At 47.7% G+C, this 15,008-nt stretch carries 12 protein-coding genes; 7 read left to right on the top strand and 5 right to left on the bottom strand.

From position 1 onward, the window contains the following. Nucleotides 1–58: 58 nt before the first annotated feature. On the bottom strand, nt 59–1,009 hold the full coding sequence (locus BN1360_RS14890) for a hypothetical protein (RefSeq protein ID WP_068780639.1): 951 nt from the start codon (nt 1,007–1,009) through the stop codon (nt 59–61). Nucleotides 1,010–1,184: 175 nt separating this feature from the next. Further along, nucleotides 1,185–2,216: an FUSC family protein gene (locus BN1360_RS14885; RefSeq protein WP_068780638.1), complete on the bottom strand. Its 1,032-nt coding sequence runs from the start codon at nt 2,214–2,216 to the stop codon at nt 1,185–1,187. Nucleotides 2,217–2,410: 194 nt separating this feature from the next. Between BN1360_RS14885 and BN1360_RS14880 the strand changes: the two genes are divergently transcribed. Next, nucleotides 2,411–2,920, top strand: a complete 510-nt coding sequence (locus tag BN1360_RS14880) for a hypothetical protein (protein ID WP_068780637.1) — start codon at nt 2,411–2,413, stop codon at nt 2,918–2,920. 79 nt (nt 2,921–2,999) lie between these two features. Here BN1360_RS14880 and BN1360_RS14875 read toward each other — a convergent pair whose 3' ends face one another. Further along, a complete protein-coding gene (locus BN1360_RS14875) occupies nt 3,000–4,067 on the bottom strand; it encodes an AI-2E family transporter (protein WP_068780636.1) in 1,068 nt (355 codons plus the stop codon). 543 nt (nt 4,068–4,610) lie between these two features. Here BN1360_RS14875 and BN1360_RS14870 point away from each other — a divergent pair. Then, nucleotides 4,611–5,684, top strand: a complete 1,074-nt coding sequence (locus BN1360_RS14870) for a bifunctional 3-deoxy-7-phosphoheptulonate synthase/chorismate mutase (protein WP_068780635.1) — start codon at nt 4,611–4,613, stop codon at nt 5,682–5,684. 231 nt (nt 5,685–5,915) lie between these two features. Here BN1360_RS14870 and BN1360_RS14865 read toward each other — a convergent pair whose 3' ends face one another. Then, entirely contained in the window at nt 5,916–6,989 is a 1,074-nt protein-coding gene (locus BN1360_RS14865) for a lactonase family protein (RefSeq protein ID WP_068780634.1), read from the bottom strand. Nucleotides 6,990–7,259: 270 nt separating this feature from the next. Here BN1360_RS14865 and BN1360_RS14860 point away from each other — a divergent pair, with 270 nt between their 5' ends. Then, nucleotides 7,260–7,625, top strand: coding sequence for a LytTR family transcriptional regulator DNA-binding domain-containing protein (locus tag BN1360_RS14860; RefSeq protein ID WP_068780633.1), 366 nt, complete (start codon nt 7,260–7,262; stop codon nt 7,623–7,625). A 122-nt stretch (nt 7,626–7,747) separates the two neighbouring features. Here the strand turns inward: BN1360_RS14860 and BN1360_RS14855 are convergent, their stop codons facing one another. Next, nucleotides 7,748–8,749, bottom strand: a complete 1,002-nt coding sequence (locus BN1360_RS14855; RefSeq protein ID WP_068780694.1) for an aldose 1-epimerase — start codon at nt 8,747–8,749, stop codon at nt 7,748–7,750. 193 nt (nt 8,750–8,942) lie between these two features. Here BN1360_RS14855 and BN1360_RS14850 point away from each other — a divergent pair, with 193 nt between their 5' ends. The 4 genes from BN1360_RS14850 (at nt 8,943) to BN1360_RS14835 (ending at nt 14,714) form a co-directional block, all read left to right on the top strand. Then, a complete protein-coding gene (locus tag BN1360_RS14850; RefSeq protein WP_068780632.1) occupies nt 8,943–9,860 on the top strand; it encodes a C40 family peptidase in 918 nt (305 codons plus the stop codon). 178 nt (nt 9,861–10,038) lie between these two features. Then, on the top strand, nt 10,039–10,932 hold the full coding sequence (locus BN1360_RS14845) for a molecular chaperone DnaJ (protein ID WP_068780631.1): 894 nt from the start codon (nt 10,039–10,041) through the stop codon (nt 10,930–10,932). A gap of 142 nt (nt 10,933–11,074) precedes the next feature. Then, nucleotides 11,075–12,127: a LacI family DNA-binding transcriptional regulator gene (locus BN1360_RS14840; RefSeq protein WP_068780630.1), complete on the top strand. Its 1,053-nt coding sequence runs from the start codon at nt 11,075–11,077 to the stop codon at nt 12,125–12,127. 133 nt (nt 12,128–12,260) lie between these two features. Next, nucleotides 12,261–14,714 carry a glycoside hydrolase family 94 protein gene (locus tag BN1360_RS14835; protein ID WP_068780629.1) on the top strand — a complete coding sequence of 818 codons (2,454 nt, stop codon included), beginning with the start codon at nt 12,261–12,263 and terminating at the stop codon, nt 14,712–14,714. The last annotated feature ends 294 nt before the right edge of the window (nt 14,715–15,008 follow it).

Below are 15,008 nucleotides of genomic sequence, written 5' to 3'. Positions count from 1 at the left end.
ATCAATCTGCATCTATGAAATAGACACAGAATTATATAAAGATAAGGACATAAGGATTTTATCTCATCGCTAATTCTCCGAAATCATTGCCGTTATACACGATCTTCGCTTTCTCAGCCCTGGTTGCAATGAACGTTCGCAAATCGGATTCTGCCCGTCCGTAAATGATCGAATCTTTCACTTCCTCTGGGGTAAGCCTGGTTATTTCCGGCTTGGTCAGCAAAGTGGCAATCGCATCCTCGCCCATATATTTGCCGGTGACCGTCTCGCCGACAGAAATCGCTGCTAATGACTCCCAGAAATCAAGAGATTCCGTATCCTCTTTGGAGATGTCCCAGCGATTTAATATTTTCTGCTCCATAGCCTGTCCATTCGTTGCAAACATGACCGCTAATTCATCTGCTATGCGAACGTATTCTTCGCTCCTTGAAGCATATTCAGCTTGCAACTCAGCAGCGCTCATTTTAGTTTTTTTGACCTGGGTTTCGACCAAATCCGGCCAGCGGGCGCTGCTTACATATTGCATGTATTGGTATTGATCAAATGCAGGCAATCCGTAGTAGGTCTCCCCTGTGTCTTCCAGGCCAGCCCGCTTCTTGTTTTCGTCTTCCATGGCAGATTTCAGCTCAGCGAAGCTTTTGTACTGGGCAATCTTCCGTTCGTCGGCTATAATCTGCTCCTCTTTGGCCCTTAGCAAAGCGGTCATTGCAGCTTTTTTGGCATACTCGGATGGCGTTTCGTTATTATCGCCGTACCGACGTTCCCAGAAGCCCTGGTCTACTTCGGCCCCATAGGTTCTGTAGAAATAATCCACAGTGACTGCCCGCTGTTCGTTCAGATAGGATTGAAACTCCTCGTCTGTCACAGCATATCCATCTACCGTAAACAACCAATTCTCAGGCAAGATCTCTTTTTTGTTCGTGAACAGCATCATCAGGATAGCAAGCACGATTAGCATTACTGCGATAAGCAAAATAACTACGGTTGGTTTTCGTCTGATTACATCCATTCCCCCACCCTCCTAGTAAGATGAAGTTTGTTGATCATATTGATTGGATATTATAGAATGGGCGCTCCACAAATGTAAGCGCTTATTTTGACTGAAGAAAAACATATTTGACCAAAAAAATACCCCCAGTTCGCAATTGTGCGAATAACTGGAGGGTAACACTGAAATAAGTTGGCTACTCTTCTCCCTGAGCCTCCAGGGAACCCGAGTGATCGGCAAGACGATTCAGCCGCTCCAACTGGTAACCATATTCGTAAATTTCCGCAGATACAATCGATAACCGCAATGCCCCGTCAATGCGCTCCGCATATCTCTCCAGCATCTCTGATAGGAACCGATCGTTATTCTCGGCGAATTCCTTCGCTTCCAGTGAATTAGGCTTCAATTTGTTGTCAAATTTCAGCATAATATGCTCATGGAATTTAATCATTTGCTCCAGATGCGCATCAAACGCCTTGTTCAACTCGGCAGAGCGAACGGCCTGAAAATAATGCTGCTCAATCGCGTCCAATACTTCATAGCCTTTATGGAGCGTCTTCAGCATTTGCTTGTAAATGACCAGCTGGCGACTTTCACTAAACTTGGGCTTCCGCAGCCTTTTCTGGTCTTCCTCCATCAGCTTGTATTTCTCGCTCAGCGAGTTGACCGCATCCTCCAGGGAGCGCTTCTCCTGATGAATTACGGTCTCCTTGATCTCATCCGAGACGGCTGTTCGAAGCAGGAGGGAGAGCTGTTCAAAAGCTTTCCTGATCAGCCCTTCATATTGGACCTTAGGTTTCGGCGGAATAATAAGGATATTGATAATAAACGCCGATAAGATGCCAATCAAGCTGAGCGACAGACGATTCAGAGCAAACACCCATTGTCCCGAGGCCTCCATCACGGATATGACCGTTACTAAGGTAACGCCAATGGTCTCGCCCATTTTCAGTTTGAGACAGATCATGATCACGATAATACATACGAGTCCAACCGCAATCGGTTCATTGGAGAACAGCATCCCGCCCAGCATCGCTAATACCGCGCCGAGCACGTTCGTCTGCAGCTGATCGATTAGATATCGCCAGGAGCGATAAATCGACGGCTGCATTGCAAAAATAGCTGCGATCCCGGCCATCAAAGGCGGAGATAAATTCAGCCACATTACGGCATATAGCGCGAGCGTAACTGCGAGTCCTGTCTTGAGCATTCTTGCGCCAAATGTCATTTATATTCCTCCCAACGATGGCAACATCTACTTACATCATAAACGTTTTCATCGACATCATTCTTCTTTGCATTCAGTTTGCGGCAATTTTTTAGCTGATATTAAGCTTTCTTTCAGATATCATTCAGTTTTTTTGTCAAGACTGAGCAATAGCAAGACCCAAAATATTCTATACGAAGGGATGAGAAAAGTCTATGAAACAACTGCTTACCTTAGCGTTAAGCGGAGTGACAAGCATGCTGCTGTTATTCGGCGCTTTTGTACCTCTGGCATCTGCCGCATCTGCGGAAGGCGCTGCTGATCCGAATGCGACGCAGATCTCGCAGGACCACGGCAAGCATGGCCATCACCATGGCTGCCGCGGCGGACATATTCTTGGCGATTCCGCCAAGCTGCTTGGCATAGAGCCCAAAAGCCTTGTCCAACAATTAAAGCAGGGTAAGACATTGCTCCAGATTGCCCAGGCGAATAAAGGCTGGAGTGAACAGGAATTCATCAAGAGATTGACGGAGTCCGCGACGCTTCATATCGATCAGGCCCTCGCGCAGGGCAAAATTGATCAGGCCAAAGCGGATAAGCTGAAAGCCGGCCTTCCGGAAAAATTGAAGAAAGCCGTAAATCGTACCTGGAAAGATAAGCCTCGCAGCCAGCCAACTACAGATTATCAGAATAACAAAATTAACTGGATCCCGCCACAGGCTTAAGCAACAAAAACAGGAGTGTCGATCTTCTCATCGGCACTCCTGTTCTAATGGTGCATTTTATTTCAATTTCATGTCTAATTTACTTAGTCTTGGCAACCTTGCTTCTAAGCCGCTTCGGTGAAATATCCTCTACAGGAACCTCTAACACGTCCAGCAAAAACATGAAAACCGGTACGCCAACGATAAGGCCCCAAACTCCAAAGAAATGCTCGGATACAAGCAGGATCAAGAAGGTGTAGAAGATCGGTAAATGCGTCTTATTGGACATAAACTTCGGATTCAGGACATAAGTCTCCGCCGCGTGTACGATAGCAATCATGATCAGCACATAGATGATCTTGACCAGCCCGCCAATTTTAAAGGCAATCGCACATAGTGGAATCAAGGAAATAATAACCCCCATGACCGGAATAAGACCGAGCAGGAAGATCATAATGCCGAGGGCGAACAAATTCGGGAAACCAAAAATCCATAGAAATATCGTCGAAAGCAGTGAGTTCACCAACGCAATCAGAAATTGCACTTCAATTACTTTACCGAAGGAATGAACAAATTTCTTTCCGAAATACTCCAATTCCACGAAAAGACCAGACAGACGGCTCTCTTTGAATTTGGAAGTAAAATTCGTCACCTTTTCTTTTTCAAGCAGGAAGAACAAGCTTAAAATGATCGCGATGAACAGATTCAGGCTCCACTGGCCGATATCGGTAGCGGTCTTGAGCAGGAAATCAAAGCCCTGACCGAGATACTTCGTAATGTCGATGTCCTGGATCGATTCCACCAGGAAGTTAAGAATAATATTGTCCGGCAGATTAGTTGGAGGGTTGCTGTAAAAAGAGAGCACCTGGTTGACCAGATCGGTAAGCTCCTCAACAAAAACAGGCAGGTAATAATAGATCGTAGTCGCCAGCCCGCCGACCATTAGCACGTATATTAATAATACGGTAATTTTTCGATTAATCTTGAACAATTTGTCCACATGTCTCGTTATGAACCGATGCAGGCGATTAATCAAATAGGTGAGAATAAATGTAATGAGAATCATGTTAAGCATACTGCGGGATACGTAGAGCACGAAGATGGCGACCATTAGTGCCAGTACCCTGCGGAATCCGGGCATTTGAAACAACTCTTTAAAAAATGTCATTATAAGCGACCTGCTCCTTCATCAATGGACTAAAGCAAAATATAGATTAATCTTAAGCTAGCGCCTGCTACAAAGCAAGAACCAAGCTGTAATTTTACATTTTGTTAACATCATTCTATATCACTTTAAAGTTATAACGCGTCTCCGTGTACGCTTGCCATTTTATAATCTCAGGCATATAATTTCGTAAATAACTTTTGAATATACTGTTAACCATGACAATGATGGAGAAAAGTAAGTGGATGCGTCCTGACAGGGACGGCGGTGCCGAAGATTGAGAGCACCCCGCGGGAGCCGCGCTGCTGAAGTTCACTCCGGAGTTGGTTCCTGAGCGCTTGCAATGGCAGGTAGGGAATTCCGGCCGCACACCGTTATCTGTGTCTAGAGCTGAGAAACAAGAAGGTTGTCTAACAAGGGTGGTACCGCGGAGAAATCCGTCCCTTGATGGACTGCCTTTTTTTGTTTAGAGAAGCGTTTCACGGGTTATCAGAGGACTCGCAAGTAAAAACATTAATCAAAATAAGAAAATGAGGAGTGTCGAAAATGAATGCTAATTTAGAGGAATTGCGCACTAAACTGGATACGGTCAACAAGGAGCTGCTGAGACTGCTTAATGAACGTGCAGAAGTCGTTCAAGCCATCGGAGAGATCAAGGAGAAGCAAGGCGTGCCTAAATTCGATCCGGTGCGCGAAAGAAAAATGCTGGATGAACTGACCGCTCTTAATCCCGGACCTTTTAGAGATGCCTCGATCAAGCATATTTTCAAGGAGATATTCAAAGCTTCTCTGAATTTACAAGAGGAAGAACACAAGCGTCAACTTCTTGTCAGCCGTAAGAAACAGCCGGAGAATACCATCATCGATGTTAAAGGCAATCTGATCGGCGGCTCGGCACAGGTGATGATCGCAGGCCCTTGCTCCGTAGAATCTTACGAGCAATTGCGTACTGTTGCCGCAGCTTTAAAGGAAGCTGGCATCAAAGTGATGCGGGGCGGCGCGTTTAAGCCAAGAACTTCCCCTTACGACTTCCAGGGCTTAGGCGTTGAAGGCCTGAAGATGCTGAAAGAGGTTGCCGATGAGTTCGGTCTGGCGACGATCAGTGAAATTGTTCATCCCGGACACATCGAGCTTGCTGAGCAATACATCGATGTCATTCAGATCGGCGCTCGCAATATGCAGAACTTCGAACTGCTGAAAGCAGCTGGCGAAGCAAAAATTCCGGTTCTGCTCAAGAGAGGCATCGCGGCTACGCTGGAAGAATTCGTACATGCAGCCGAATATATCGCAGTTAAGGGCAACACCCAGGTGATGCTGATTGAGCGCGGGATCCGCACTTACGAGAAATGGACTCGCAACACCCTGGACATTTCCGCTGTTCCGCTGCTTAAGCAAGAAACTCACCTGCCAGTGCTCGTCGATGTGACTCACTCCACAGGACGCAAGGACATACTGCTTCCATGCGCCAAAGCTGCGCTGGCGGCCGGTGCAGACGGGATCATGGTCGAGGTGCACCCCGATCCGCAGACCGCGCTGTCCGATGCCGCTCAGCAGCTTGACATTCCGCAATTCCAGCAGCTGTGGGAAGGAATGCGCACTTCCGGGTTGTTCACGGAATAAGTATTTAAGAAGTCCGCTTGTCAGCACCAAAGCTTATGGCATCCAACTGAAGCGTTGTTTTATACGCCTCAGTTGGATGAAGCCAGGGCCTGAGGAGCGAGCTCCAAGTTTTGCAGCAGTCCACAGACCACTTCGGATCATTCATTTCAGCCGTGCTGATGAAATTCTGTATCGCCAGAAAATCGGCCTTTGGGTCGCGCTGCTGCTTGAAGGGCTCGATCGGTTTTCTTATCAAAATTGGACAGGTTTTACGCAGACCGGCTTGGATACTTCAGCCGCATGTCCGGTGAACGTCAGCTTGCCGCTGCTGCGATCGATTCGAAACAGCACCAGATTGTTAGAATCCCGATTCGCGGCAAGCAAATGCTCACCGTCCGGCGTAATCGCAAAGTGACGCGGATGTTCTCCCTCTGAGGAGATGAATTCAACCAAGGTCAACTTCCCGGTCTCCGCATCAATGGCAAATTGAACGATGCTGTCATGACCGCGGTTAGAACCATACAAGAAACGGCCATCCTGTGAAATTGCTACTTCAGCTGTCGTATTCTCTCCTTGGAAACCAGCCGGCAATGTCGATACTGTATGAAGTTCAGTCAAGCTTCCGCTTTCCGCATCAAAGCTAAACGCCGAGAGAGAGGAACCTACTTCATTAATAGAATAAAGCCACTTCCCATTCGGATGGAACGCCATATGACGCGGACCGCTAGCCGGCTGCATCACAGCTTCATTTCGATACACCAGCTTGTCCTGTGCTTGATCCAGCTCATATACTTTAATTCGATCGAGTCCCAGGTCGGCCACCAGCGCAAAACGGTTATTCGGGCTGAATTGAACGGAATGCGGATGCGGGCGATCCTGCCGTTCTGGATCCGCTCCATGACCTGTATGCTGCTGTACATCGGACACGCCGCCCACCGTACCATCCTCTGCTATCTTCACCAAGCCTACATTACCACCATGATAGCCTGATACAGCCAAATAGCTGCTGTGATGATCCAACTGAATATGAGAGCTGGAAGGCTGGATCGTAAATCGACGATTAAGCTCTGTCAGCTTGCCCAACATGGGATCAATGGAATAACAGACCACTTCCCCAATCCTCTCTTCGTTCTCATTCTTCGTCTCCGCAATTGCATAGAGCTTCTTCCCCTGCTTGTCCACACTTACAAAGGTGGGGTTCTTCAACCCGGCTGCCCTATCCAGACACTTCATTTCACCATTGGCCAAATCCAGCTCATACATATATATTCCAGGGTCGGTTGACTCGGCATAAGAACCGACGAATAACATTAATTTCTCTGACATCAAGATACACTCCTTCTTCTATAAATAACGTCTTGATATACGTCTTCTTATTTTTTCTTACTTTAGTCAAAAAGTCCAGCCCTATTCCCGGTTTGCCTCAAGATCGCTCAAAAAGTCCGCTATCCATGCTCATAGCATTGCAGCTTCAACAGGATAAAACCTAAAAAATTAGAGCTAAAAGTCCATAAAAGCAAAAATCCCCTGTTCAAAATAATTAAAATATGATATACTGTAAGCGCTTCCACAACATCTTCTGAAGGGGGTTTTAGAATGATGACTGTCGGACTAGAGGAACGGGATGTTTATGAGGATCTTGATCCGCATGACACGTATTTCTTCAAAATTGGGGGTCATGGCCTAGTTTGTTTTCATGGCAGAAACTACAGTATAAAAAAGAGACTCTCTGCCGAGCAAACCTCAACAATGATCTCGGATACTTCGTTTTATCGGATTAGCACGAACTGCTATGTGAACCTGTTCAAAATTTCTGAAATTCGAGACAACATGCTCTTATTCCGGGATGAAATCCATGGAATCAAGACCATTACGGTGCCACGCAGAAATTTGGAACAAATCCGGCGCTTGCTTCCTCACAACAGAGACACCCAAATCGATCCGATCCATCGGGTTGGATAGTGACTCTTGTGCTTAGGCACCGGGAAGCAAAGCGCAAAATAACAAACAGCCGGAAGGCGTCGCAATGACGCTCCGGCTGTTTGTTATTTTGCCACCAATATTGCCTGCCGATAATATAGTCCTTATTTGACCATATCCTTCAAATAAATTCTTGCCGTCTCTTCCCAAATCTCGCCTGGGGCGAGACTGAACAAGCCAACTTCATCGGCAGGAAGATCCATATTCGGCGCGTTCACCAGATTGATCTGCGGCTCAGGACAGAAGAACTTGCCAGAGGCCCCATTATTCCAGATCATCCATTGCTTATAAGAGGTGCCTACATCATATACCAGCGTAGTACCCAGCTTCGTATCGGTAAGCTCCATCCGGTTCCTTCCGTTTTGCGGCACAGCCGTATAGTGGTTATCCATGGACATAAAATAAGGCGATACGCCGCTGCTCTTCATCTTCAGCTCGCCGTCCGAGAGTGTCTGATATTGGCCGGTTGGCAATTGTCGTTCATTCAGCTCCCAGCGCTCTCCGATCGTCAGCTTCAAGGAGCAATCAGCCTCGGTGCTGCCCGGCGCAAATGGCGCGTTTATGGCCGTATGGAAAGCAAACAGGCAAGGCATCTCCGTCTCCCCGTCATTCTTCACGAACAACTGCTGCGACAGCCCTTCCCCGCTTAATGCATATCTCAGTTTAACCGTAAATTTAAACGGCAAATACGAATACATCATATGCTGCTCATCGATCGTCGCCTTAACAACAACATAGCTCTCCTCGGGGGTCTGACCCAGGTCTACAACTTCCCAAGCGCTTGTATGTAAATATCCATGCAGATGATTGCCGGTTGCCGGCTCATTAATCGGAAGCTGGTGTACCTTTCCTTGCCAAGGGAACCTGCCATCCTCATAGCGATTTGGCGGATAAAGCACCGGAATTCCGTGAACACCCGGATTGCTCTTAAACGCCTCCATCTCGGCTTCCTCAGGCTCGCGCAAAAAACGGTAACCGTTTTCTAAATCTCGAAATGCTATTAAGTTGCCGCCGATTCCCGGCAATAATGCCGCTTCATAGCTGCCATATCTAAGCCATACTGCCGGCTCTCCATGAAATTCCCCTTTAAAGGCTTGATGATTCATCATTTACGAAATCTCCCTTCCCTGCCAACTTGTCTGATTGGTAAGGATTATACAGAATCGATCCATAAAAGTCACCATCAATGCGCATAAAAGTCACTAATAATTACATACTTCAAATGACAGATATATCACCTCGCCCCAATGACGGTTCTTTTACCAACATTACTATCAGAAATGGAGGGTTACACCGCTAATGATCAGACCTGCTAGTCAAAAAGCTCTTCTCTGTGCAGCGGCATTGCTTCTGCTTACCGCTTGCATAGGCTGCTCCAGACAGCCTGCAGGACCTAAGGTCTCCTCTGTACCAAACCAGGCTGCCCATGAACATCTGATCCGGGCCGATCTGGTCAAGGATACGAACGGGATCAATTGGATTCCACTGCAATCCGTTGCCAAGGATCTTGGACTGCGAATTAAGGAAAAGGATGGTAAAGTCAAACTTGGCTATACAGATGCCATGTATGAACTGATGCCGGATCACTCCAAAGCTCTCTCTTACGGCAAAGAGATCATCCTCCCTGATGCGCCTATCCGCCAGAACGGAAGCATTTACGTTACAGCAAACTCGCTATCCAAGCTGCTTGGGACAAAGGTGCAGACCGATGGGCGGGATGGCCGTCACGTAAGGGTCGGGGCTTTAGGCAGCGCCAATCCGGTTCCCCATGCGACTGGTACGGACGAGCCGCAGAAAATCAACCGTTACAATATTTTTAGCGTTGGCGGAAACAGAGATGAGCTCGTTGCTTATGCCAAGAAATTTATGGGGGTTCCTTATGAATTTGGGGCGAAGCCCTATGAAGAATCGAAGAAATTCGACTGCTCCTCCTTCACCCAGCACGTATTCAAGCAATTTGGAGAATCGCTGCCAAGGCTAGCCAGAGACCAGGCTCAGCTCGGTTCATCCGTCACTCGCGACGAATTACAGAAAGGCGATCTTATCTTCTTTAGCGTACCAGGCCGATTCGAAAATGATAAAATCGTCGGACATGTAGGCATATATATCGGCAATGGCCAGATGATTCATACTTGGGGAGATCCCGGGGTGCAGATCAGCTCCGTTGATAGCGGATACTGGAAAGAACATTTACTGTCGATGCGCAGAGTTTCCTAAATCATCATTTCTTGAGTATGCGCCAGGGGGCTTAGGAATCAGAGTCCCCTGGCTCTTTTGTGGAGGAAGAATGAATATTATGACCAGCATTTCCATTCCCGCACAATACACAGTATAATAATTAATAGAGTTAATCTCGCATTTACATAATCATAGTTCATAATCAGAGGAGATAATCATGAGTGATTTGAAGAAAGCCTATGAATTGCTGGGTCTCCCCGAAAATGCCTCGCGGGAAGAAGTTGAGCGGGTCTTTGATATCGAATTGAGGAAATCGCGCTCCAAATCTTCTGAGCAAGACTTCGATATGAAATTGAAGGCTTATAAGCTGATTACCGGTTCAGAAGACCGCCAGAAGATTGAAGAGAAAAGCCGCGAAAGGTTTCAGAAATGGGGCAGATTTGCCGGCACTGCAGAGAAGGTTGAAGAATTTTTCCGCATCTACAGAACCCATGTTATCGTTGGAATTATAGCTGTCATTGTTCTTACCGCTGCTACTGTCACCTTTGTCAATCATCGTCAGGAGCAGAAGCGCCTGGCTGCGCTGCCTCCGATCGACCTGTCGATCATGTATCTCGGCAACTTTATGAGCGATATGGATAAAGGCGGTGATGAAGGGCTCGAACAGGCGATGCTGGAGCAATTCCCGGAATGGAAGCGTCTCAAGCTGACGATGACTTACCTGCCTTCATCCGATCAGTCTATGGGTGGAGCGGATATGGCTTACCAGCAAAAAGCGATGGCCATTTTGGCTACGGAGAAGCCAGATATCTATATTCTTGATCAGTCCTCCTATGACTGGATCAGCGGCAGCGGTGTCCTGGAAAAGCTGGACGAGGAGGCTAACGGCATTCTCAAACCGTTGTTAAATGAAGAAAACCAAATTATCGGTCGCGGTGAAGAAGATACCGAGGACCATGTGTATGCGATTGACATCACCAACAGCAAGCTGGCCGATCAGCTTCCGCTCGGCAAACAGCAGATGATCGTTGGCCTCCGGGGAGGCTCGGAAAATCGTGATAATGCGATTCATTTCATAGAGCGTTATTTACAGGAAGCCACAACCAAATAATCATCTGCTAACATCCCGAAGTCACAAAAATTTCCGACTTCGGGATATTTTTATGCTAAGGTAAAATACGAGATTGATTTACAGTCGTTCATCAACTAAAATAATGGTATAAACGCGCGTTTATAGAAAGTAGGGATTACTAATGCGCAGCGAAGATATCGCTAAATTAGCTGGGGTTTCCCGCAGTACCGTATCACGGGTGATCAACAACTATCCCAATGTTCCGGAGACAACCAAAGCCAAGGTACTAAGAGTGATTGAGCAATATCAGTATGAGCCGAACAGCTTCGCTCGTGCGCTTGCCGGCAAACGGACGGACACCATTGGACTATTTGCGATCAGTATGAACGAGAAGGAGAATGCAACTCGCATTTATCAGAATAGCTATTTTGCTCCGATCGTCGATCTGGTTGTTGATACCGCCAACGCACGCGGCTTCTACGTACTCATTCATACGGTATACTCCCCTAGCGACTTCCAAAAGATCAAGCAGGCATTCTTGCAAAAGCGCATTGACGGCGGAATCCTGGTAGGAACCCAGAAGGATATCGAGCTTGTGCGCGAGCTGGTAAGCCAAGACGCTCCCCTTGTTCTGATTGACTATGACGTCTCAGAGATTATAGCTGAGCGCCTGAACAAGAACCATCTGGCAATTATCAACTCGATGGACTATGAGGGGACTGTCGAAGCGATCGAGTACCTGATTGGCCTGGGACACCAGGAGATTGGAATCCTCAAAGGAAGGATGAGTACCTTCTCCGGACGGGAGCGCTATGCAGCGTTTGAGACCACATTGCTCAACCATGGCCTTACACTGCGGCATGATTACGTTCTTGAAGGCGAATTTCTGAAGGAAACCGCCTACGAGGAAACTGAGAAACTTATCAAGCGTGGCAAACTGCCCACCGCTTTGTTCTGTTCCAATGATGATATGGCCATCGCAGCAATGGAAGCGTTCGCAAAACATGGAATCCATGTTCCGAACGATATCTCGATCATCGGCTTCGACGATACGCAGCTCGCTTCCACGATTAGCCCTAAGCTGACCTCCGTCCGCCTGCCTATTGACGATATGGCCAAGAGTGCTGTAGAGAAGGTCATCGGGCTCTGCAATAACGACGAAGCCAGCTTCAGCAATGTAAGCTTTCCGACCAGGCTCGTCATTCGGGATTCCTGCAAGCTGGCCGCTAGATAATACAGGCTAGCTCGTTGTTCATTAGAGTTCTTCCTCTTCCCTGTTGAAAGCAATAGGCGTCTTGCCATGAAGAGGAAGATATTTTTTAGCTCTTATTAACGCGCGTTCACAAATTGAAGGGAGAGCATCTGTTATGAAATTTGGACATTTCGACGATACCCGCAAAGAATACGTAATCAACACGCCGCAAACGCCTTACCCATGGATTAATTACTTGGGGAATGAGCAGTTCTTCGGACTTATCTCCAATACAGCTGGAGGTTATACCTTCTATCGTGATGCCCGTCTGCGCAGAATTACACGTTATCGCTATAATAACGTCCCTGTCGATATTGGCGGACGTTACTATTATCTGCGTGATCATGACAATGGCGACTTCTGGACGCCCGGATGGATGCCGGTCAAGCGGGAGCTGGATTTCTACGAATGCCGTCATGGTCTGGGTTATACGTCGATCACAGGTGAACGCGGCGGCATCTCCGTCAATCAGCTCGCTTTCGTCCCGCTCGGATATAACGGCGAGGTTCATCGCTTGACGGTCAGCAATACCAGCGATAGCGCCAAGACCGTCTCTCTCTTCTCTTTTGCCGAATTCTGTCTCTGGAATGCACAGGATGATATGACGAACTTCCAGCGCAATTTCAGTACAGGTGAAGTCGAGGTGAAGGATTCCGTTATCTACCATAAGACCGAGTATCGCGAACGTCGCGACCATTATGCTTTCTACTCCGTCAACCGCAGCATCGATGGCTTCGATACGGACCGTGAATCATTTGTCGGCCTGTACAACGGACTGCATGAACCGCAAGCGGTTATCGCAGGTCAAGCGAATAACTCAATAGCGAGCGGCTGGTCCCCGGTCGGCTCCCATCAAATCAAGCTGACGCTGGCTCCTGGTGAGGAGCAGAACCTGATCTTCATTCTCGGTTATGTTGAGGTTGCTGAAAATGAGAAATGGGAAGCGCCTGGCATTATTAACAAGAAGCCTGCGGAGGCCATGATCAAGCAATTCTCCACCGATGCCGCTGTCGATCAGGCGATGGCTGACCTGGCTGCATACTGGGATGGGCTGCTCAGCAAATACCAGATCGAAAGCCAGGATGATAAGCTGAACCGGATGGTGAATATTTGGAACCCATATCAGTGTATGGTCACCTTCAATATGTCCCGCTCCGCATCTTACTTTGAATCCGGCATCGGCCGCGGCATGGGCTTCCGTGACTCCAACCAGGATCTGCTGGGCTTTGTGCATCAGATTCCGGAGAGAGCCAGGGAACGGATTCTTGATATCGCCGCGACTCAGTTCGAAGATGGCAGCGCCTATCACCAGTACCAGCCGCTGACCAAGAAAGGCAACAATGAGATCGGTAGCGGATTTAATGACGACCCGCTCTGGTTGATCTCAGGAACAGCCGCTTATATTAAGGAGACCGGCGATTTCAGCATTCTCGATGAACAGGTGCCGTTCGACTCCAACCCGGATAACACAGCTACGTTGTTTGAGCATTTGAAGCGCTCCTTCTATCATGTCGTCCACAATCTTGGCCCGCATCAATTGCCGCTCATTGGCCGTGCAGACTGGAACGATTGCCTTAACCTGAACTGCTTCTCCACCGAACCTGGTGAATCCTTCCAGACAACAGCCAACATTGAAGGCCGTGTCGCGGAATCCGTCTTTATCGCTGGTTTATTCGTATTCGTCGGTCCGGATTTCGTGGAATTATGCCGCAGTCGAGGGCTGGATGAGGAAGCGAACGAAGCCGTGAAGCATATCGACACGATGCGCGCCTTCACGCTGGAGCATGGTTTTGATGGGGACTGGTTCCTGCGTGCCTATGATCACTACGGTGATAAAGTCGGCAGCAAAGATAATCAGGAAGGCCAAATCTTTATCGAGCCGCAAGGCATGTGCGTCATGGCCAGAATTGGTGTTGAAGGCGGCCAGGCGGAGAAGGCGCTACGTGCGGTGGAACAACGGCTCGATACGAAATATGGCATCGTATTGCAGCAGCCGCCTTATTCCAAGTACTACATCAATCTTGGAGAAATATCCAGCTATCCTCCAGGCTATAAGGAGAATGCCGGTATTTTCTGCCATAACAATCCATGGATTATGATCGCAGAGACTGTGCTGGGCCATGGAGATCGAGCCTTCGAGGTCTATTCCAAGATCGCTCCGGCATATCTGGAGGATATCAGCGACATCCACCGGACCGAGCCTTATGTCTATTCGCAAATGATCGCCGGCAAAGATGCCGTTCGCCATGGTGAAGCAAAAAACTCCTGGCTCACAGGGACAGCCGCCTGGAACTACGTGGCAATTACGCAAGCGATTCTCGGGATTCAGGCGGATTTCACCGGCTTGAAGATCGACCCTTGTATCCCGGCTGACTGGGACAGCTTCAAGATCACTCGCGCGTTCCGCGGTGATACTTACGAGATCGAGGTCCACAACCCTGAGCATGTATCCAAAGGGGTGAAGAGCATTTCCATAGACGGCCAGTCTATTAAAGGAAATGTCATCCCCCCTGCCGGAGATGGCGCTGTACACAAGGTTAGCGTCGTGATAGGCAGCCATAACGATTAATTTGTACTTCTAATTCGTCCATTTTCGGGCGAGGTAGAGAAACCTGCAGATGGTATTATCCCCTTTAATCAGACCGGGGGAATACCGGACATGCAGGTTTTTTATTTTCCCATAAAATTTGAAATTCATATTGAAGAGAAATTATCCATCTGCTATAATCTGAAATGAAATTTCATTATACAATATATTTTTGACATAATATTTCTAAATGAAATTAACTTACAGAATATTGATTTATCTATCGATTTGCTTCTCCTCTGTTTGGATTGAACAACTATCACTATGGCAAGGAGG

This window comes from Paenibacillus sp. GM2, assembly GCF_900069005.2.
In the GTDB taxonomy this organism is placed as follows: domain Bacteria; phylum Bacillota; class Bacilli; order Paenibacillales; family Paenibacillaceae; genus Fontibacillus.
The sequence above is the reverse complement of the archived record's forward strand: the minus strand, read 5'-3'. Positions and strand labels throughout refer to the sequence as shown.

Coding starts and splice junctions, on each gene's coding strand:
- BN1360_RS14860 (WP_068780633.1), top strand. CDS start 7,260: ATGATGACTGTCGGACTAGAGGAACGGGATGTTTATGAGGATCTTGAT.
- BN1360_RS14890 (WP_068780639.1), bottom strand. CDS start 1,009: ATGGATGTAATCAGACGAAAACCAACCGTAGTTATTTTGCTTATCGCA.
- BN1360_RS14870 (WP_068780635.1), top strand. CDS start 4,611: ATGAATGCTAATTTAGAGGAATTGCGCACTAAACTGGATACGGTCAAC.
- BN1360_RS14845 (WP_068780631.1), top strand. CDS start 10,039: ATGAGTGATTTGAAGAAAGCCTATGAATTGCTGGGTCTCCCCGAAAAT.
- BN1360_RS14850 (WP_068780632.1), top strand. CDS start 8,943: ATGATCAGACCTGCTAGTCAAAAAGCTCTTCTCTGTGCAGCGGCATTG.
- BN1360_RS14885 (WP_068780638.1), bottom strand. CDS start 2,216: ATGACATTTGGCGCAAGAATGCTCAAGACAGGACTCGCAGTTACGCTC.
- BN1360_RS14880 (WP_068780637.1), top strand. CDS start 2,411: ATGAAACAACTGCTTACCTTAGCGTTAAGCGGAGTGACAAGCATGCTG.
- BN1360_RS14835 (WP_068780629.1), top strand. CDS start 12,261: ATGAAATTTGGACATTTCGACGATACCCGCAAAGAATACGTAATCAAC.
- BN1360_RS14875 (WP_068780636.1), bottom strand. CDS start 4,067: ATGACATTTTTTAAAGAGTTGTTTCAAATGCCCGGATTCCGCAGGGTA.
- BN1360_RS14840 (WP_068780630.1), top strand. CDS start 11,075: ATGCGCAGCGAAGATATCGCTAAATTAGCTGGGGTTTCCCGCAGTACC.
- BN1360_RS14865 (WP_068780634.1), bottom strand. CDS start 6,989: ATGTCAGAGAAATTAATGTTATTCGTCGGTTCTTATGCCGAGTCAACC.
- BN1360_RS14855 (WP_068780694.1), bottom strand. CDS start 8,749: ATGAATCATCAAGCCTTTAAAGGGGAATTTCATGGAGAGCCGGCAGTA.